Annotated in this window: 12 protein-coding genes; 3 read left to right on the top strand and 9 right to left on the bottom strand. The window is 54.9% G+C overall.

The genetic code is table 11. The annotated features are described in order from the left end of the window. The first annotated feature begins 83 nt into the window (after window positions 1-83). Entirely contained in the window at window positions 84-1100 is a 1017-nt protein-coding gene (locus WJU16_RS21380) for a GntG family PLP-dependent aldolase (protein WP_341835436.1), read from the top strand. Between the two features lie 208 nt (window positions 1101-1308). On the opposite strand, the gene WJU16_RS21375 is transcribed toward WJU16_RS21380, so the two are convergent. The 7 genes from WJU16_RS21375 to WJU16_RS21345 form a co-directional block, all read right to left on the bottom strand. Continuing rightward, on the bottom strand, window positions 1309-2664 hold the full coding sequence (locus WJU16_RS21375) for a TlpA disulfide reductase family protein (protein WP_341835435.1): 1356 nt from the start codon (window positions 2662-2664) through the stop codon (window positions 1309-1311). A 79-nt stretch (window positions 2665-2743) separates the two neighbouring features. Continuing rightward, complete coding sequence (locus tag WJU16_RS21370; protein ID WP_341835434.1) at window positions 2744-4255, bottom strand: PKD-like family lipoprotein; 1512 nt, start codon at window positions 4253-4255, stop codon at window positions 2744-2746. Window positions 4256-4264: 9 nt separating this feature from the next. Next, window positions 4265-5029: a DUF4843 domain-containing protein gene (locus tag WJU16_RS21365; RefSeq protein ID WP_341835433.1), complete on the bottom strand. Its 765-nt coding sequence runs from the start codon at window positions 5027-5029 to the stop codon at window positions 4265-4267. A 19-nt stretch (window positions 5030-5048) separates the two neighbouring features. After that, entirely contained in the window at window positions 5049-6542 is a 1494-nt protein-coding gene (locus WJU16_RS21360; protein WP_341835432.1) for a RagB/SusD family nutrient uptake outer membrane protein, read from the bottom strand. A 20-nt stretch (window positions 6543-6562) separates the two neighbouring features. Then, entirely contained in the window at window positions 6563-9874 is a 3312-nt protein-coding gene (locus WJU16_RS21355) for a SusC/RagA family TonB-linked outer membrane protein (protein ID WP_341835431.1), read from the bottom strand. A gap of 238 nt (window positions 9875-10112) precedes the next feature. Beyond that, a complete protein-coding gene (locus WJU16_RS21350; protein ID WP_341835430.1) occupies window positions 10113-11243 on the bottom strand; it encodes a FecR domain-containing protein in 1131 nt (376 codons plus the stop codon). Between the two features lie 69 nt (window positions 11244-11312). Beyond that, complete coding sequence (locus tag WJU16_RS21345; RefSeq protein ID WP_341838684.1) at window positions 11313-11873, bottom strand: RNA polymerase sigma-70 factor; 561 nt, start codon at window positions 11871-11873, stop codon at window positions 11313-11315. Between the two features lie 211 nt (window positions 11874-12084). Between WJU16_RS21345 and WJU16_RS21340 the strand changes: the two genes are divergently transcribed. Then, complete coding sequence (locus tag WJU16_RS21340) at window positions 12085-14721, top strand: valine--tRNA ligase (protein WP_341835429.1); 2637 nt, start codon at window positions 12085-12087, stop codon at window positions 14719-14721. 50 nt (window positions 14722-14771) lie between these two features. Continuing rightward, window positions 14772-15263, top strand: a complete 492-nt coding sequence (locus WJU16_RS21335; RefSeq protein ID WP_341835428.1) for a hypothetical protein — start codon at window positions 14772-14774, stop codon at window positions 15261-15263. Here WJU16_RS21335 and WJU16_RS21330 read toward each other — a convergent pair. Together WJU16_RS21330 and WJU16_RS21325 are read right to left on the bottom strand one after the other, a co-directional pair. Then, the gene (locus tag WJU16_RS21330; RefSeq protein ID WP_341835427.1) at window positions 15260-16312 is read right to left on the bottom strand and encodes an AI-2E family transporter; all 1053 of its coding nucleotides are present in this window, start codon (window positions 16310-16312) and stop codon (window positions 15260-15262) included. The genes WJU16_RS21335 and WJU16_RS21330 overlap by 4 nt on opposite strands. A gap of 10 nt (window positions 16313-16322) precedes the next feature. Continuing rightward, on the bottom strand, window positions 16323-19142 hold the full coding sequence (locus WJU16_RS21325; RefSeq protein WP_341835426.1) for a hypothetical protein: 2820 nt from the start codon (window positions 19140-19142) through the stop codon (window positions 16323-16325). Between the last annotated feature and the right edge of the window lie 97 nt (window positions 19143-19239).

The raw sequence follows: 19239 nt of genomic DNA, 5'->3' as shown, positions 1-19239 counted from the left end.
TGCAAATTTTAACAATTGAAAAATATCCTACTTCAAATAATCATTCTCTCTAATTTATTCAATCACTCATTGCATTTTTTTCAATGGATTTCAGGAGCGACACTTTCACACAACCCACTCCCGCCATGCTGGAGGCCATGCTTAAAGCCCGTACAGGCGACGACGTTTTCGGGGAAGACCCCTCCGTCCAGGAACTGGAAGCCAGGATGTCAGCCCTTTTTGACATGGAGGCAGCCCTTTACTGCCCTTCCGGCACCATGAGCAACCAAATCGCCATCAAAACCCACACCCGACCCGGCGACGAAGTCATCTGCTCGTCCACCGCACACGTATACATCTACGAAGGCGGCGGCATCGCGTTCAATTCCTCCGCCCAGGCCCGCCCCATCGAAGGCGACCGCGGTATGATCACAGCCGCCGATGTGGCAGCGGCCGTCAATCCGACAGGCGACGACCATAAAGCCACCTCTTCCCTCGTTTGCCTCGAAAATACCTCCAACCTCGGCGGCGGCTGCTGCTACGATTGGGACGAAATCCTCCGCATCCGCCAAACCTGCCTCGACCATAACCTTCGCCTCCACCTCGACGGCGCCAGGCTCTTCAACGCCCTCCTCGCCACCGGCCAATCCGCCGCAGATTACGGCCGGGTGTTCAACAGCATCTCCGTTTGCCTCAATAAAGGCCTCGGCTGCCCCATCGGCTCCGTTTTGCTCGGCTCCGCCGATTTCATCCGCGAAGCCAAACGCATCCGCAAAAAACTCGGCGGCGGCATGCGCCAGGCAGGATACATGGCCGCAACCGGCATCTACGCCCTAGACCATCACCTCGAACGGCTGGCCGACGACCATGCGCACGCCAAAGCCATCGCGGCAGCGTTACTCGAACAGACATTTATCGGGCATATGCTGCCCGTGGAAACCAATATCCTCATCTTCGAAGTCTGCGGCGACTGGACGCCCGTCACTTTCCGAGACTACCTCGCCAAACACGGCATCCGCGTGATGGCCATCTCTCCCACCAAAGTGCGTATCGTTACCCATCTCGGCATCACGCCCGACATGGTAAAACGTACCATTGAAGTGATCAGATCCATGTCGTAAATGGTACTGATATAAGACAATCAGAACGGCCGGCCGGGTGAAATCCGGGCCGGCCGTTTTTTATGCACAACGGGAATTTACCCGCCCGCTTCGAAGCCGGCAAATTTCAAAACCGCAGCCGGCACCTCGTACAAAAGAAAGCGGCACTAAAAATAGCGCCGCCGCAACATGTCATTTCAATCTGAATCTATTCTAAAATATACAGTGACTACTTCTCGCCGGCCAGCTGCATCAGCAAAGGCTTCAGTTCCGGCATAGACGGGCGCGGCGCATCCACCGTCGCGATCCTGCCTGCTTTATCAAACACCAGGAAGCGCGGGATGCCGGAGATTTTGTAATAATCCATCATGTCCCGGTTGGAACCGGCGAACAGCTGGATGCCGCCCAATTCCCTTTCCTTCACAAAATCTTCCCACTTCTGCTTGTCCGCGTCCTTATCCACCGAAATGCTTACGATCGCGATATCGGTGCCTTTCACTTCCTCCTCCAACTTTTTGAGGTGCGGGATCTGCTCTTTGCAGGGCCCGCACCAGGTGGCCCACATATCCACCAGCACCACCTTTCCTTTCAGGCTGGCCAGGGACACGGTTTTGCCGTTAATGTCAGTATAGGAAAAATTGAACGATTTCTCTCCTTTCGCAAATGTCGCCAGTGCCGCCTCCGCGCGCTGATAGCGGGCTTTCAGCGAATCGGTTACCAAAAGGTGCTTGTATGGCTTCATCGCATCAGCCAGCGCATCCTGCGAACGGTAACGGCCGAAGCTGCTGGCGAGGTACATCCCCTTGAGCGTATCGTTGGGGATGGCGCCGAGCATATCTTCGGTAGTGGCTTTGCCGCCTTTTCCCATCTGGCTGAACATGACATATGCACCCAGCCTGCGGACGCCGTCGCCCAGCTGTAGCGCGCGCGTGCCAGCATATTTACCGGGCTGCACAATCTGCCGGTAATAAGCCGGGTAGTCCGCTTCTTTCGGATGTTTGGTGCGGGGCATGAACAGGAAATTGATCGCCGCCGCGTCCACATCATTCACCACGAGATATTGCATCAGTTCGTCAAATGCTTTGTTGCCACTTTTCATGTTCTTGCGGAAAGCTTCGTATTTCGGCAGGAAGGATTCGAAGATGGGAAAGAAATCCTCATACGTCCCGCGGTACTGCATCCCGCTCCAGGAAGGAACGGCGATATCATCGTACACCGCCTGCCACCTTGAAAGCAGCTGGTTTTCTTTCGATCCCCCGCTAACGGCGGCCTTCCCGCCTTTGATGTCCATTTCGATGGTGGACGCGCCTTTCATGTAAATGCGATGACTGAGCATATTCACGTTCCCATTGTCGGACACATAGTAGAAACCCTCGGCCGGTTGCGCCACGGCAAACGCAAAGCTTCCCGCTTCATTGGCTTTCACCGTAGCAAACTGTTCCATATTACCATCCGCCGCGCGGAAGAGGTACATCGTTTTCGCCCCCTTCGCATCGGTGGTACCGTGGATGTATGTCGTGGGCATTACCGCCGCAAAGCCTTGCATGGCACAAAAGATGGCGGCGGTTAAAAATAATTTCTTCATAAAAAATACTTTAAAAAAAAGGTGCAGGCCCCCCGCCTGCACCTGCGTGGCATATATTGGCTGATTTCGGAAATATCCTTTAATAATTACCGCTCCTCGAACGGAAAGCGACACCCACCGGTTCGGCAAATCCGCCGTGCGTGGTGGTCACGGTCGCCTGCGGTACGGAACCCTGGGAATTGGTTTTGAAGAACCGCAAGGTACCGCCCGTAGCGGGAAGGGAAGCGTTGAAAGTCGCTACCATCAGGTTATTCCGGTAAGGCAGATACAGACTATTGTTGGTAATGTTGTTGGGAAAATACATGAAGGAGATCTTCTCTCCGAAGTTTTCCACCAGCACTTCCCGGTTGGCGTCGGGGAGATAAGCATACAGCTTGTTCCCGCTGCCGTAATACAGCGTCGCGTAACTGGGATCTGCGGCGAAATGCTTCGCATTAGCCATATCAGGACCAACGTTCATTTTCTTGTAGATCGGTTGTTCCAGTGTGGCCGGGTTGAACATGGCAAACCAGTATTCCCCGGCATCGTTCTTCAATACTGCAAATACGTTGCCTCCGACAGCGTTGCTGCTCATCCAGACCAGGTCCATTTTTACATCGTTATAGTCAAATTTGGCGGAAGTCGGCGTCAGCAGGAGGCTGGCATACGAGTCCCTGTCCTGCGTCCGGATGCCTACGCGGGCAAAGCGCCGTTTTTCCGTATCGAACATCAGCAGGTAATCGGTCAAACCTGTACTTACCATGTTAAAGAACTTGCTGGGCCTGAACGGCTGCGTTTCGCCTTTTACGTGGTTGGCAGGCGAGTTCAGGATAAATATGGAAGCATTGGTATACACGTAAATCTTGTCGTTGGCGAACATGCCGTAAGTAGTACCTAGCGACCAGAATGCCTCCGGCAGGAAGCCCTGCGGGATACGGCCGAAGCAAAGGAATGATATGTTTTTGTTCGCTTCCCACTTCAGCGTATTCCGCTCCAGCGAGTTGGTGCCGGTGGTGGTGGAAATAAAAAACTGGTAATCGCGATTCTTGACAGCGGTATGCATGCCCAGGGGCTTCCCGATCGGGCGCGGATAATTGGAGTTGAAAACCGTTAGCACATCCGTATACAATTTGGTGGAATCTGCATTTACCCCGTCAAACGCGAGCATGTCAAGCCGGGAGGAATCGCCCAGTGCGCCAAGCACCATGAACCCTTCATAGGCTGCCGTCGTAATCGTCAGTTTGAATTTCTTCTCATAACTCACGCCGGTCGTTTTATCCTTGATATAGTAAGCAGCTGTATACTGGCCTACGTTCAGGTTATCAACAGGTTTGTTGAAATCGCGGGTGTTATTGATTTCCTGTACGGAATTCAGCGTCAGCTCAACCACCCATTTGTAGGCATAGCGCGTGGTGTCCGAACCATCGCCGCCATCTTGCGTAAGCTTTATTTCCGGGCGCAGCCGAAGTGTATCCCCGAGCTTGGTAAATACCTCTGCGGGCAGCGTGATGGCCGCCTCGTTGATCGGCTTATAGTCGTAGTTTCCTTTGTCTTTCATACAGGCGCTGCCGAGAATGACCATTGCCGCGGAAAGTAAAATATATTGCTTCATGTTGATGAATTAGAGGTTATTGAACACTGATCCCATCGCCATTTTGGTACCGTCTTCCTCGTATACGGGCGTGCCGGCGTCTTCCATATCCTGCAGGTACCTTGCCATAGCCCCGCCGCCGGATGTCACAAAGCTGATGGAGGATGTTGGTCCGTAAGGTGCATTGAAATCTGTTTCGAAATTAAACCCGAACAATTCGGTCATCAGCTTCGCCTTTTTGGCGGAAAACTTTCCAAAATATGCTTCCAGCCAACGTTCGGGCTGGATAGCCGTACTGGTGACGAAAATGCGATAGACGTCCATTTGGATCTTCCTCGTATCCAGGTTGCGGATGGCGAAGTCGGTTCCGAAGTATTGATTCGGTTTCAGCTTCAATCGCATCAGCAGTTTGGCGGTGGCCATGTCGGGCGTGCGATTTACTTTCACAAACAGGGTATCGTTCAACGAATTGGCCCTGATAACAGCAGAAAGGATCGTCATGTGCTTGCCGAGCGCTGCAGTTGAACCGGTGTCAGCCACCACTTCGAACGGACGGTCGATGGCTTGCGCCCTGCCGGCCACGCTCACCGGAATCTTCACGATGAATGTATCCGCCTGCATGTAAAGGAAGGAGAACGCCATGGAATCGTTGGGCGACGGTTCACGGCCGGTTGTGCCCCGGGCTGCTTTGAAATAAATGGTGCTGCTTTCATCATATTGCGTGAGCGGGGATTTCTTGCACGCGCCCAGCATCAAGGCAAATGCTACAGGTAATAAGTAAATTCGCTTATTCATGATTTGGTTGCATTAATGGTTATTGATAAAAGCGCTCGTTTTCAGGCAGCGGCACCACATATTGTTTGCTGGTCATCGTTTGCAGGTTCGTTGTACCGGTCGTGCCCGTGCTGTTGGCTTTCAGCAGGCTTTTCGTGTTGGTCCGTTTGTAATAGAAAAACACCTGTCCTTCCCCATACAATTCTTTCACATACTCCTTCCTGATTTCCGTTGCCAGATTGGTGGTCAGCGGCGGCTCGCTGAGCCCCCTCGCCTTGCGGACGGCGTTCAGCAATTCAAAACCGGCAGCATCGCTGGTTGCGCACTCAGCGGCGATGAAATAGATCTCGCTTTTCCGGAGCATCGGCATCCGGAAGCGGAACTGTACATTGTCGCCATCCACGTTATTGAACTTCCGCATGGTACGGAAGCTAAACACCGCGCCGGGAGGAACATCCCACCAACTGAAGGGTTTGATGGTCGTAAACCTGAAATCGGTAGACCCGTTATTTTCATACGCAGCGTTCAGCCGGACGTTATTGGGCGACCACATGAATTGCGCCTCCACATCACCGGCAAAAATCTCGCGCGTCCAGTCGTACATGTTAGGGACGTTCAATGCGAACAGCACTTCATTGCTGAACGCCCTGTCGATCGGCAGTGCACCGGTTTTTTCGTCGAACCAGGGGAACTGGGCGTCCATTTTGGCGATGAGGTCTGCGGCCACTGCACCGGCCGCTTCTTTCGCATTGCGATACAGCAGCACACGGGCCTGGAGCGCCCTGGCCGCGTACCAGTTCATACGGAGATTGCGCATGCGGGAATAGTCCAGCCCGTCGTTCACAACCTTGTCCTGCTTGCCGGTCGTCAGTACCGGGTCGGCATCGAGGTGTAACATGGCCTTGCCTATGTCTGCAAGTACGCTGTCCATCACGTCATTCGCCTTTATCAGGGGTTTAACGGTGGGAGAGCTTGTCGTATAGTAGGGAATGGACAGGGCGGTGCTATCGGTGAGATAGACAGGCCCGAAAAGCCGCAGCATGTCGAAATGAAGCATGGCGCGCAGGCCATACAATTCGCCGCGGTAAAGCCTTTCCTCCGCTGTGGCAATCACCCCGGGATACTTTTCCAGGTTTGTCAGGAACATGTTTATGTTCAGGATCGAACGGTAAGCCTGCGTCCAGGCGGCATCCATGCCGGCTTTCAGTCTCACGTCGTCCCAATTGTAATTGGTATAAGGCAGGGCGGGCGTGCCGGTTGCAACGCCAGAGGGCGTGCCGCCCGTATTGAGCTGGACGCCGCTGTTGAGCTGCCCGAGGGCATCCACCGCCGTCATAGTCATGAACTGGCCGTAAAGCGATTTGGCGGCCAAATTGCTGTAAATGCCGTTCAGCGCAAAGCGGATGTTTTCCGGATTATTGAACGCCTGGTCTTCCAGCAGCCGGTCATTCGGCTGCACGTCCACCCATTTTTTGCAGGCGGAAAACAGCGCCAGGGCGCCGAGTGCGTATATGCTGATGAATGTCTTTTTCATGTTGTAATCACTTTTCACGGTTAGAAACTGGCATTGAGGGAAAGGGAGCCGGACCGGGTGAACGGATATTCGATGCCTCTTTCCGCCTGGATGGTAGACCAGCGAACGAACTCGTTCATGTAGGCATTGATACGGAGGTTTTTCATTCCCAGTTTGCTGATCCATTTCGCCTGGCTGAATTCGTACCCCACACTGATCGATTCGCCGGTAAACGTGTTTTCTTTCTGCAGGAAGCGGGAAGTAACATACGTCTTCATGGTGGATGAACCGATTTCTGTGATGCTGCGGAAGTTGGCGATATCGCCGGGTTTCTTCCAGCGGTCGTACAGCGAACGGCGGTCCTGGTTGAAGTAAATGTCGGTTGCGCCTACATTCTCCACTTTATTGAACAGCGCATCGTTGATCACCTGGCCGCCCAGGCGGTAGCGGAAATTCACCGAGAAGCTGAAGCCCTGGTACATGAAACCCGTTCCTACTACCCCTTCCACGGTGGGCCGGGAAGATCCGATCATCTGAACGTCGTTCTTATCATATACGAAAGTGCGCTCGCCGCTCAGTTTTACGAATACTTCCTTTCCGCTGCCGGGATCGATGCCGAGGGAACGAACCGACCAAAGATCGTACTGGCTGTATCCGTCGCGGTACCGGCGGAATTGCTCCGACAGGGCAACGGTATCGCTGGAGAACTTATTGTTTTCCTGTGCGAGGGAATTGCCCAGCCCGGCAAACTTGCTGTTCTGCCAGATGCCGTTGAGGGTTACCGTCCAGGAAGCGCGGCGTTCGGGATTGGCCCAGGGCGTCACGCGGGCGGTCACTTCCACGCCGGAGTTGCGCAGGCTGCCGGCATTGATGTTATAGGTCTTGTAACCGGTAGAGGGCGGCATGGTTAAAGGAATCACCATGTCGTCGGTATTCTTTCGGAAATAGTTCAACGTGGCGTTGATGCGGGATTTGAACAACGAGATGTCGAATCCGAGGTTGGTGGTCAGGGTGATAGGCCACTTCAGGTCGGGATTCCCTACCTGTCCCAGTACCAGCGATTGCCCCATTGCGATATTGTAAAGGCCGGCATAGGTGTACACGGAAGTGGAGCCCATCCCGGTAAAGCTCTGGTTACTGCTCGTACCGCCATTGTAAAACAATTTCAGCCGGTTGATGAACCGCAGCGGGCGCATGAAAGGCTCATTATGCAGGTTCCATCCCGCGCCGAGCGACCAGAACGGGTGTGCCGCCTGGTTGGCACCAAAGGAAGTAGACACATCGTAGCGTACGGATGCGTCAGCCAGGAACCGGTTCTGCCAGGAATAGTTACCTGCGGCGAGGCCGGAGGCGGAACGGAAAACGGCGTCAACATAGCCGGGCAGGCGCTGCTGATTGTCGTAACTCGTGCCATAAGCAGGGTTTCCGTTGCTGCCGAAGGGAAATCCGCGTACCATGGTTGTGAGGCCTTTGGTTTTGGACTCGGTTGCGTCTCCACGGAGGTTGATGGCTACCTGGTGCCCGCCAGCCAGAACCTTGCCGTAGTTCATGGCAAGATATCCCTGCCAGGAAGTTTTGCCGGATTCCCGGGACGTATATCTTCCTTTCAGATCGTTGGCCGCTTCTTCGAAATCGGCGTTCCGGGGATCGAGGAAACTTTCGTTGTTGGTATTGTCTACCGTGAAGCTCACACCCGCGATGGCCTGCATGCCATCCAGGATGTTATACTGGATAGCAAGGTTATCGGTAAAGATCTGTTGCTTGCCGGTGCTGAAGCTTTTCAGGGTAGCGTCGTACAAGGGGTTGCGTACGTAATTGGGACTGGCATATGCATCGCTTGTCACTTCCAGGTATTTCGGAGTGTCGCCGTTCTCGTCGTACATTTTGTAATACGGATTGGCCCTGGCGAATGCGGTGAAATCATACGGTGAGTCGTCCGATTTTACGCCGGTGAAGAATGCTTTGTTCGAAATATTGAATTTCCCTTTACGGTAGATCAGGTCGAAGTTGATGCCGTACGTGTTACGGCCGGAGCCTTTCATCACCCCTTCGTTGCGGCGGTAGTTGGCGCCGATGCCGTAACGCACGGCGTCGTCGCCGCCGTCTGCATATACGGAATGACGTTGCGAAAATGCGTTCTTCAGCGGAACTTTCAACCAGTAGGTATTAACGCCCTGAGCCACCAGGCCGGCGCGGCGGTTATACATGCTGTCCAACGCCAGTTGCGAAGGCAAGCCGGTGAAGGATTTATAACGGCCTGCCAGGCGTTCAAACTCCAGTTTCTCAGTTGCGTTCATCAGATTGTAATCGCGCAGGTCGGGGGAGTCGAAAGTAAGGTCGGAGGTATAGGTCAGGCGCATCTGTCCGGGCTTGGGTTTGATGGTTTCGATTACCACAACGCCGTTGGCCGCTTTGGCGCCGTAGATAGCGGTGGAAGCGGCGTCTTTGAGGAGGGTGATGCTGGCCACGCGGTTGATGTCGAGATCTACTACCTGCTGCAGGGATACTTCAAATCCGTCGAGGATAAAGAGCGGCTGGTTGGGATCGATGCCCAGCTGGGAGTTAAAGGAAGAAATGCCGGTCTGCCCGCGCACTTCTACCTGCGGACGGCCGTTCGGGTTGGAGCCCATCAGGTTATTGGGCACCACATTGAACGAAGGGTCCAGGGTTCGGAGGGATTTCACCACATCCTGGTTGCCGACGGATTTCAGTTGCTCACCAGTGAAGGTGGACGTAGCGCCTGTAAAGCTTTCCTTTTTACGGTTGAACAGACCGGTAGTGATCACCACTTCCTCGATCTGCTGGGCAACGCTTTCCAGCTCTATCCTCAGCCTGCGGCCGGTTACGGCCACTTCTTTCTGCCTGAAGCCCATCATCCGCACGATCAGCACGGCATCGTCGGGCACGTTCGCGAGGGTAAAATTCCCCTTCTCATCCGTGTAAGCCGCTATCTGCGTGCCTTTCACATTCACGACCGCACCTACCAAAGGCTGGCCCTTCCCGTCTGTCACACGGCCCGTCAGCTCCGCGGCCTGTTGTGATTCAGGTGCCATTTTGCGAACGGGCGCGGCTTTTACCACCACATACTGGCCTTCGCGCGCCCAGGTCAGCGGCTGTCCTTCGAATGCGGCATGCAGCGCCTGGTTCAACGGCGAATTGGTAACGCTGATCGTTACCGGTTTGGCGGCTTCCAGCTCCGTTTTCGTGTAAACGAAACTAACGCCGGTCTGTTGCTTCACCTTTCGGAAAATTACTTCCAGCGGTGCGTTTGTTTCCGCCAATGTGACGCTCTGCGCCATCAGGGCAACGCTCCCCTGCAGGCATAGCAGCAGGATGATCCAAAATCCTTTCATTTGCGTGTAAAGTTGGTTGATTAAAAAAAGTTCCCCCTTGCGCCGCATCACACATGCAGCGCCCAGTCCCCCTTCCAGGAGATGATTTATTGATCCTACTTGTTCTTTGAACCGGTTTAATTACGTTGTAATTCCCCCCTTCTGATCCACGATCTACTGATTACTTTCTATCCACTGCGTGTTAATCTGTCAAGCCTTGTCTTTGTATGTATCTTTTTCCCGATTGTCTTCGTTTGCTTTACGGATTTACCGTCACGCGGTTTCCGCTGGTCGTGAAATGTACGCGCCCGGTCATCTCCAGGAGCCTCAGTATCTCCGCCAGCTGGGCATCCCGGGGGATGTCGGCCACGAAGAGGTGCTGTATGTTGCCCTGATACTCCGTTTCTATATTATACCAGCGTTCGAGCTGGCGCATGATCGTTTTGATATCGGCTCCGTTGAAACGGAAGTAACCGTCCTTCCAGGCCGTAGCCGCATTGATATCCGCGGGTTGCACGGTCACTTTCCCGTCGGCCCCGGAAACAGCCTGCTGCGCGGGACGCAGTGTCACGGGGGCGCCTCCGGCCGCAAATTGTACTTTCCCCGTTACGAGGGTTGTGACGATGCGCGGGTCGTTGGAATAGGCAGACACGTTGAAAGCAGTGCCGAGCACGCGCACGGTGGCTGTCTCATTGACCTCCACCACAAATGGATATGCCTCGCTTTTATTGACTTCGAAATAAGCCTCGCCGGTAACCGCGACCTTGCGCTCGGCGCCTGTGAAGCGGGCGGGATAACGGATGGAGGAGGCCGCGTTGAGCCAAACCTTCGTTCCGTCTGATAAAGTAAGGCGGAATTTACCGCCGGTAGGGGTTTTGAGGGTATTGAAGACAGGCGCCGCATCCACATCGCCTTCTTCTTTATAGATAAGCGCATCCCCGCCCATGGCAATGGCTGCTCCGCCCTGGCTGGCGGGAATAACGGCGGCGGAATCACCCAGCACTACCACTTGCCCGTTAGCCAGCGTGAGGGTAGCCACATCTTTCCCGGGCTGGGGCACCGCCGCGGGTTTTACCCGCATGGCCACTTCCGGCTTCGCGGGCTGGAACATCCACCAGGCCGCACCGGCCATCACCACTACCGCAGCGGCTGCCGCGGCACGGCGCACCCAAAGGCGGCGCACCGGCGTAACCGGCGCTTCGATGCCCGCGTTCGCATACACTTTCGCCAGCATCTCTTTCCGTAGCGATTCCTCTTCCTCCGCGCCGGGAGCATCGGCGGATTGCTGCCGCATACTGTCGTAATAGGCGTCCAGCAGGCGCTTCTCTGCGTCTGTGGCGGTGCCGTTGAGGTAGCGGTCTATAAGTGTGGCTAAGGTTTGCTTGTTCATGCGCTATGTACTTTAGTACCACTCCTTCGGCGGTACCCTACGGTAAATCAAAAAATAATTGAAAAATAATCAGGGAATGATGGTAAACATGGCGTCGCGGAGACGGGTGCGCAGCACTTTCAGGGTGGCGGTCATCTTTTTTTCGACGGTCTTTACGGAGATATCCATCTTGCATGCAATTTCCCGGTACGACAGCTTTTCTTCCCGGCTGAGCAGGAAAATACGACGCGCATCGCCCGGCAGGGAGGCCAGGATCTCGCGCACCAGCCCGTCCAGCTCCTTGAACAGCAAAGGCTGCTCATCCAGCAGTTCGGAAGAGGTTTCCATCAAACGGTCGTAGAACCGCTCGTCGATCTTTTGGTCGCGGATAGCTTTGAAAACCTGGAAACGGATCGATTGCTGCAACCAGGCGTTGGGATAGGCGATCTCCAACTCGTGCCGGCGCACCCAGAGCTGGGTGAATACGTCCTGCACCAGGTCGCGGCTCACATCGTCGCGGCGGAGAATATTCAATGCGGTAAGGTAAAGGTTACGGTAATGACGGTTGAAGAGCGCAGTGAACGCGGCAGCGTCGTTCCCGCGGATGCCCTGCATTAATTCCTGGTCGGTATGTTGCGCAAAACTCGTCATTTTCAACAAAAACGCCACAAGTTACCGATAAATTCAGCTTATCTTGCATGGTATTTTGCAGGATCCCGGTGTTATTTTCACAAATAAAATGTTTCCACGCTTATCTGACAATTAATTCCGGTCCGATCCGGCAAATATGGCCCCGAAATTCGGAATACTTCCGATATTCAATATTTTTGCATGCCTAAAACAGACATAGCCTGATAATCTGATGGAACTATCGAAGAATTATATTCCTGCTGCGGCAGAAGACAAGTGGTACCAATATTGGATGGACAAGCAATACTTCCGCTCCGTTCCGGACAGCCGTCCTCCCTTTACGATCGTGATCCCGCCGCCGAACGTGACCGGGGTGCTCCACATGGGCCACACCCTGAACGAGACCGTGCAGGACATTCTCACACGCCACGCCCGCATGAGCGGCTACAACGCCTGCTGGGTGCCGGGATCCGACCATGCTTCCATCGCCACCGAAACCAAGGTGGTGAATATGCTCAAGGAGGAGAAAGGCATCGAAAAAAGCCAGCTCACCCGGCAGGAATTCCTCAAATACGCCTACGAATGGAAGGAAAAATACGGCGGCATCATCTACCACCAGATCAAAAAACTGGGCTGTTCGGTCGACTGGGACCGCGTGACCTTCACCATGGACCAGCATTATTACGACGCGGTGATCAAAGTGTTCGTTGACCTGTACGGCAAAGGGCTCATTTATCGCGGCGCGCGCATGATCAACTGGGACCCCAAGGCCAAAACCGCCCTTTCCGACGAGGAAGTGGAATATAAAGAGATCAGCGGCAAACTCTATCACGTGAAATACGCCGTGGTAAACGCCGCCGGCGAGCCCACCGGCGAATACATCACCATCGCCACCCAGCGCCCCGAAACCATCATGGGCGACACGGCGATCTGCGTAAATCCGGATGATGAACGATACGCCCACCTCAAAGGCCACTTCGCCATCGTGCCCCTTGTCAACCGCAAGGTACCCGTGATCTTCGACGAATATGTAGATAAGGAATTCGGTACCGGCGCCCTCAAAGTGACGCCCGCCCACGATATCAACGACTACAACCTCGGACTGAAACATAACCTCGAAGTAGTAGATACCCTCAACGACGACGGCACCCTTTCCGCCGCCGCAGAAGTGTTTGTAGGGGAAGACCGCTTCCGCGCCCGCAAGAAAGTAGTGGCGGCCCTCCAGGAACAAGGCCTCCTCGTTAAAGAACAGGAGTACACCACCCGCCTGGGATACAGCCAGCGCAACCCGGACACTGTCGTGGAACCGAAAATCTCGACACAGTGGTTCGTGAAGATGTCCGAGCTCGCCAAACCCGCCCTGGATGCGGTAGTAAACGGTGAAGTACGCATCCATCCCGGCGACCGCTTCCTGGCTACCTACAAATACTGGATGGAAAATGTGAAAGACTGGTGTATTTCGCGCCAGCTCTGGTGGGGCCAGCAAATCCCCGCCTGGTACGACGCCCAGGGCCAGTTTGTGGTTGCCGAAACGCTGGAACAGGCGCTCGACAAATACGAAGCCGCCTACGGCAGCCGCCCCGCTTCCCTGAAGCAGGACGAAGATTGCCTCGATACCTGGTTTTCCTCCTGGCTCTGGCCCACGGAAGTATTCAAAGGCATCAGCAACCCCGGCAACGAAGACATTAACTACTACTACCCTACCAGCGTGCTGGTAACGGGCCAGGATATTATTTTCTTCTGGGTAGCCCGCATGATCATGGCCGGCCAGGAATACCATAACGAGAAACCGTTCTCCGACGTGTACTTCACCGGCATGGTGCGCGACAAGCTCGGCCGCAAGATGTCCAAGTCCCTCGGTAACTCGCCCGATTTGCTCGATCTCATCGACAGGTTTGGTGCAGACGCCGTTCGCTTCGGCATCATGATCGCCTCGCCGGCAGGGAACGACCTGCTGTTCGACGATTCCAGCTGCGAACAGGGCCGTTTCTTCAACAACAAGATGTGGAACGCGCTGAAGCTCGTGAAGATGTGGACGCCCGCCGAAAACACCGGCGCTCCCGTTCCCGAATTCGCCGTGGAATGGTTTGGCAACCGCCTCAACGAAGTACATGCCGAAGTGGAAAAACTCTTCCGCGAGTTCCGCCTCAGCGAAGCCCTCAAAGCACTCTATTCCCTCATCTGGGACGATTTCTGCTCCTGGTACCTCGAATGGATCAAGCCCGGGTTCGAACAGCCGATCGATAAAGGCGTGTATGAAAAAACCATCGGGTATTTCGAACAACTCATGCAGCTGCTCCACCCCTTCATGCCTTTCGTAACCGAAGATATTTACCACCTCCTGCGCGACCGCGCCGAAGGCGACGACCTGGTGATCAAACAGTTCTCCGCGCCCGGCAGCATCAATGCCGGTCTGTTGGAAGAAGCCACGCTCGCCAAAGATGTGATCACCGCCATCCGCGATGCCCGTAACAAACAACAGCTGAAACCGAAAGACAATATCAAGCTGTTCGTGGAAACGCAGGACCGCAAAGCGTTTGAACGCATCGAAACCATCCTCGCCAAACAACTCAATGCGGAAGAGTACGGTTATGCGACCGAAGCGATCCCCGGCGCAGCGGCCATCGTGGTGGGAACGGACAAATTCTACATGGTAACGGAGAAGGAAGTGGACCCGGCCGCGCAGAAAGACCAGCTGCTGAAAGACCTCGCCTACCAGCAGGGTTTCCTGTCCAGCGTGGAAAAGAAGCTGCAGAACGAAAAGTTCGTGGCCAACGCCAAACCGGAAGCCGTGGAATCGGAGCGCAGAAAACTCGCCGACTGCCAGGCCCGCATCCAGGCCATCGAAGAAAGTCTGAAACTGTTATAATATTCAGGATCGTCCGGCGTTTTGTACCCGGACGATCCTTTTTTTGCCCTATGATGAAGCAATTGCTGATAACGCTCGCACTGTTTACCGGGATATCCGCCATTTCAGTGGCGCAGACTTCCAAACCAAAACCAGCCGCTAAGCCGGCTAAACCGGCTGCATCGGCGGCCGACGGCAAACTGCGCTTCAGAACCACCTGGGGCATTTACCTCAGCGATTCCATCCCCCGCCCCGAAGTCCTGAAAATACTGGATTCTGCGTTAGTCGTGCGCGATCAGAAAAACAACAAATTCCCGGTCGTATCTTTCGATTTTATCTACGTGGCGAAAGAGGCATACATGAACGATACCACCAGCCAGGTGGGCTTTTACACCGAAACCACCGGCGATTCCTTCAAAGGTGAGCGTCTCAGCCCATTGTGGAGCCAGCGCCTGAAAGAAACCATCCAGAAAGGCGAATCCCTCATCTTCTCCAACATCGTGATCCGGTATACGGAAGATAAATTCTACCGCGTTCCGGAGCTTCGCGTCACCGTCCGCTAATCTTCATTTCCCATGATCATGCCCCAGGGGCGCATGTTCGGGATTTTATCGAACACCACCTTCAGCAGCGCCATCGTGGGAATGGAAATGAACATCCCGGCGATCCCCCAGATCATGCTCCCGATAAATACGCCGAGCAACGTTACCATGGCGTTGATAGACACCTTCGACCCAACGATCCTCGGCAGCAACACGTTTGCGTCGAGCAAATGGATACCGAACATGATGGCTGCGGCCCAGAAGGCTTGTCCTGCCGTGCCCGTCGTCAATGTCACCAACACCGTCACCAGGATGGTGAGCACCATGCCGAGGTAGGGAATAATATTGAAAATAGCGCCCAAAGTGCCCAGCAGTACAGCATATTTCACACCGAGGCATACCAGCGCCAGGATGTACAGGCCCGCCACCACGAGCATCTCGATAAACAATCCCACCACATAGCTTTTCACCACCAGCCTGCTGTGGGCGATCACTTCATGCACTTCTCCCGCGTATTCGCGACGGAAAAGGCGCAGCAGGAACTGCACCAGCAAACGGCGGTAAAAAAGGAGGAAAAAAGTATAAAGGGGAATGAAGACGAGAAAAATCAGGACCGATGAAACGGAAGTAACCGCGTTCACGATGAAGTTCGACAGCGAAGTGATGCTCTTCGCCGCGTTCTCATTGATCCAGGCTACCTGCTGGTCCGAATCGATGTGGAATTTATCATCGATCCAGACGGTCAGATCCGTAGCCAGCACCATCAGCCGTTTTTCCAGCACGGGCAGGTCGGTGAGGAAGCTGGAGGTTTGCCAGGAAATAAAATACAATCCTCCCGCCATAAAAATCACGAATATCAGAACCGCCAACCCGCAAGCGGCGCCCCTGGGCAATTTCAGCCGTTCCAGCCCCTGCGCCAGCGGCAGCAGCAGGATGGCGAAAAGGAAACCGAAAGCCACCGGCGCCAGGATGTCTTTCATCGTCCGCAGGATCACGACGATGAGGACGAGGGCGAGCAGGATATGGCTCAGTTTCATGTAAAATGGCGGCTTCAGAACAGGTGGTCGCATGCACGGTTATTTAGTATGAAAAGAGTTGCTGGATAGGAATGATCAGCTCGAAACGCCCCTTCCGCGAAGGGTCGCCGGGATTGTCGTTGAACAAATGGCTATAGCGCATCCCGAAAGTAAAGGGCAACACATTGCCGATTTTCGTATCAAAAAACAATTCCCCGCCGGCCGATTCATATGTAACGTGGCGGCGGTTCCTAAAGTTGAATGCAGTCATAAAGTCGTGGAAAACATTCGCCCGGATCCGCGAGAAATACAGCAGGTTGGCAAATCCCCAGTCGGGATAAGCCACCGGGAAATGATAATTCGATCCCACCTTGAAAACATGCTCGTAAAATGGCTTGCTGTAACCCCGCGCATATTGGAATGGATCACTGAAGGCATAACGCAGGCTCGTGTCTTTTTGCAGGTACGACAATTGCACCACGATGCTGTGCGGGTTCCGGAAACCGGGGAAATACAGATCTGCCCGGCCGAAAAGCTGCTCCGCGGGGATGTTGTTCACCGATTTGCTGTAACGCAGCGTAAGCCCCTGTGCGAAATGCGAATAAATCTGCTGCTGCGCCTTGATCCGCTGGTTCGAAAAACCGAAACCGACATCAAGATACTGGATGTTGTCGTCCCGGAATGCGTATTTGCTGTTGCCGGCGCGGGTCCGTGTTACCTGATGGTAATCGGCGCTGACCGTGAGGCCCCGGTAGAATTTCCCGGAATTCAGCCGCAAAGGCAGGCTCATTCCCGCATACCAGTCCATTTCGTTCCACTGTACCTGTACGGTGTCGCTGATATTGAGATACCGGTTGAATTTATAATCACCCCCTGCGCGCAGCACGGGAAACCACCCGCCCCAGGCCACCTGTCCGCTTACCGACGGGCTGCTTTCATTACGGTTGTATCCGGCCCCCAGGCGCGTCTGGAAGGTGCCCAGCACGTTCTCCCCGAGGAGGTACCATCCGTAATCCGGATCGTCGATCACCGGGAGCCAGCTGTGGAAATTGAATAAACGGTGTGTTTTAGCGTATTTACGGACCTCTCTTCCTTCATCCTTGACTTGCCCCAACATATCGCCCCCTTCGCCGAAATCGGGCTGTAACCAGGCGCTGTGATGATTTGCAGAGGGATTGAAAGGCTCGCCTTCGTTGAGGGGCATGGAGAAGAGGCGGTAGCCGTCGGCCGTAAACTCGTTGAACACGAATTTGCCTTCCGACACGGCCACCTGGCGCACCCCGTTGGGGCGGTGCGTATGCCGGCGGAGGCCGCCGCCGGCGAGGGGAACGCTGTAAATATCATCGGCGTCGGCGAAAGCGGCGGTAAAGTACACCCTGCCTTCGTGCACCAGCGGGATGCCGATCGTCCGCATGCCGAAGGGCACCAGGATCTCCGCGGCCCCGCCCGCCACATGCTGGCGCACAAGCGCCATCCGCCCCGTGCTGTCGCGCACCGCGGCCACGATGGCCTGATCGCCGGGCGCGAATTTCGGGTAAGTGTAATACCAGTTTTCGGGATTGGGCAGCCGTGCCTTTACTTCGCCCGTACCGGCGTCCAGCAGTTCGAGGCGGTATTGCTGTTCCGGCGTGAGCGCGGTTACCACAACGGTTTTATGGTCGTGGGACAAATCCGGTGAAAAGCAGCGGCGCTCATGTGTAAGGATATGACGGTTGTGGAGGCTGCCGGGTTTGTAAATTACGACAACCGAACGCTCGTCCCAGCCCCAGCGGGCGTTGTACCGGCTTTCGGTCCAGAGGAAATGTTCGTCGCGGTAACTGAAGTAATTATCGAATCCCACGCCGGGCGCCACCTGCCGGAAGACGCGCCCCGTGCCGTAATGGTGGTAGATGGCGGGAATGGTTTCGAAAGAGTTATGCAGGAACACCAGCCCGGGGCCTTTGGTAGCGTACAGGTAGCTGAAGTTCTCAACGGTATTGCGCTTCGAAAGCGCGGGCATGGGAACGTCGAGTGTATCTACGGGCTCGGTGGCGGCGGCGCTCCAGTTTTTGCGGTAGTATTTGAAAGCTGTATCGAAGAAAGCCGCGGCGTTGCGGCCGGTGCGCCGTTTCAGGCTTTGGGAGAAAGGATAGAACAAGCGGCGGTACCGCACGGCGTCGTCGGTCACCCCTTTCCAGAAATCCTGCCCGTATTGCAGGCGACCGAAACTGGTCATGAGGTAACCGGTCTGGTAATGGTTGGGGATGTATTTCCGGAATGAACCGTTCCGGATCTGCATGTAGCTGTAATCCTTGCCGGACAGCGCCAATGCCCGGTAACCGTCGAAGAACGCCGGGAGGCGGCCCCTTCCCTGTTGGCTGAGGGCGGTTTCGGTAACCACGGCGTCGCCTTCCCAGAACCAGTCAGGCACGGCGATATTGGTCACGGCGGCCTGGCCCAGTTCGCCGAACACGTAATACCCTGCTTTGCTGACGCCTTTACGGAAATTGTTGTTCTGTACGACGTGGCGGTATTCGTGCAGGGCCAGCTGATCGGCCCAGTTGAGGGCGCCCAGGTCGGCGGAATTGGGTGGCGGGGTGAGATAGAAAACCGACCGGAAAGGCCCCAGCTGTACGAAGCCGTTGCTTTGCATGGTTTCATGCTGGAGGATGATATCGACTTTGCGGACGGTGGTGCCCAGCGTTGCCGTGTGTGACCTGGCGATATGGTGCACCACATCGGCCACCCGTTTGCCCTGCGCTTCAAGCCCGGCCGGGAATATTACCCGCACCGTATCCGAATTCACCTGCCGCCATTTCACGGCAGGCCGGTTGCCGCCAAATTGCTGTGCGCGCGCCGAATGGGCAAGGGATAAGGCCAGGGCCAGGCATAGATAGTATCGCATATGTAGTAACGGGTTATGCACCGGGCAACAAATTACATACAAATTTCAGATAATCGCACACGGGGCTGACATACCCGTGACAACGCACTTTAGGCAT

It is taken from the genome of Chitinophaga pollutisoli (genome assembly GCF_038396755.1).
Lineage (GTDB): Bacteria > Bacteroidota > Bacteroidia > Chitinophagales > Chitinophagaceae > Chitinophaga > Chitinophaga pollutisoli.
This window is presented reverse-complemented; position numbering and strand designations above follow the sequence as displayed.

Bases quoted from the DNA above. Each gene is read 5' to 3' on its own strand.
- WJU16_RS21360 (WP_341835432.1), bottom strand. From the start codon at position 6,542: ATGAAAAAGACATTCATCAGCATATACGCACTCGGCGCCCTGGCGCTG.
- WJU16_RS21375 (WP_341835435.1), bottom strand. From the start codon at position 2,664: ATGAAGAAATTATTTTTAACCGCCGCCATCTTTTGTGCCATGCAAGGC.
- WJU16_RS21365 (WP_341835433.1), bottom strand. From the start codon at position 5,029: ATGAATAAGCGAATTTACTTATTACCTGTAGCATTTGCCTTGATGCTG.
- WJU16_RS21345 (WP_341838684.1), bottom strand. From the start codon at position 11,873: ATGACGAGTTTTGCGCAACATACCGACCAGGAATTAATGCAGGGCATC.
- WJU16_RS21335 (WP_341835428.1), top strand. From the start codon at position 14,772: ATGATGAAGCAATTGCTGATAACGCTCGCACTGTTTACCGGGATATCC.
- WJU16_RS21370 (WP_341835434.1), bottom strand. From the start codon at position 4,255: ATGAAGCAATATATTTTACTTTCCGCGGCAATGGTCATTCTCGGCAGC.
- WJU16_RS21380 (WP_341835436.1), top strand. From the start codon at position 84: ATGGATTTCAGGAGCGACACTTTCACACAACCCACTCCCGCCATGCTG.
- WJU16_RS21340 (WP_341835429.1), top strand. From the start codon at position 12,085: ATGGAACTATCGAAGAATTATATTCCTGCTGCGGCAGAAGACAAGTGG.
- WJU16_RS21350 (WP_341835430.1), bottom strand. From the start codon at position 11,243: ATGAACAAGCAAACCTTAGCCACACTTATAGACCGCTACCTCAACGGC.
- WJU16_RS21330 (WP_341835427.1), bottom strand. From the start codon at position 16,312: ATGCGACCACCTGTTCTGAAGCCGCCATTTTACATGAAACTGAGCCAT.
- WJU16_RS21325 (WP_341835426.1), bottom strand. From the start codon at position 19,142: ATGCGATACTATCTATGCCTGGCCCTGGCCTTATCCCTTGCCCATTCG.
- WJU16_RS21355 (WP_341835431.1), bottom strand. From the start codon at position 9,874: ATGAAAGGATTTTGGATCATCCTGCTGCTATGCCTGCAGGGGAGCGTT.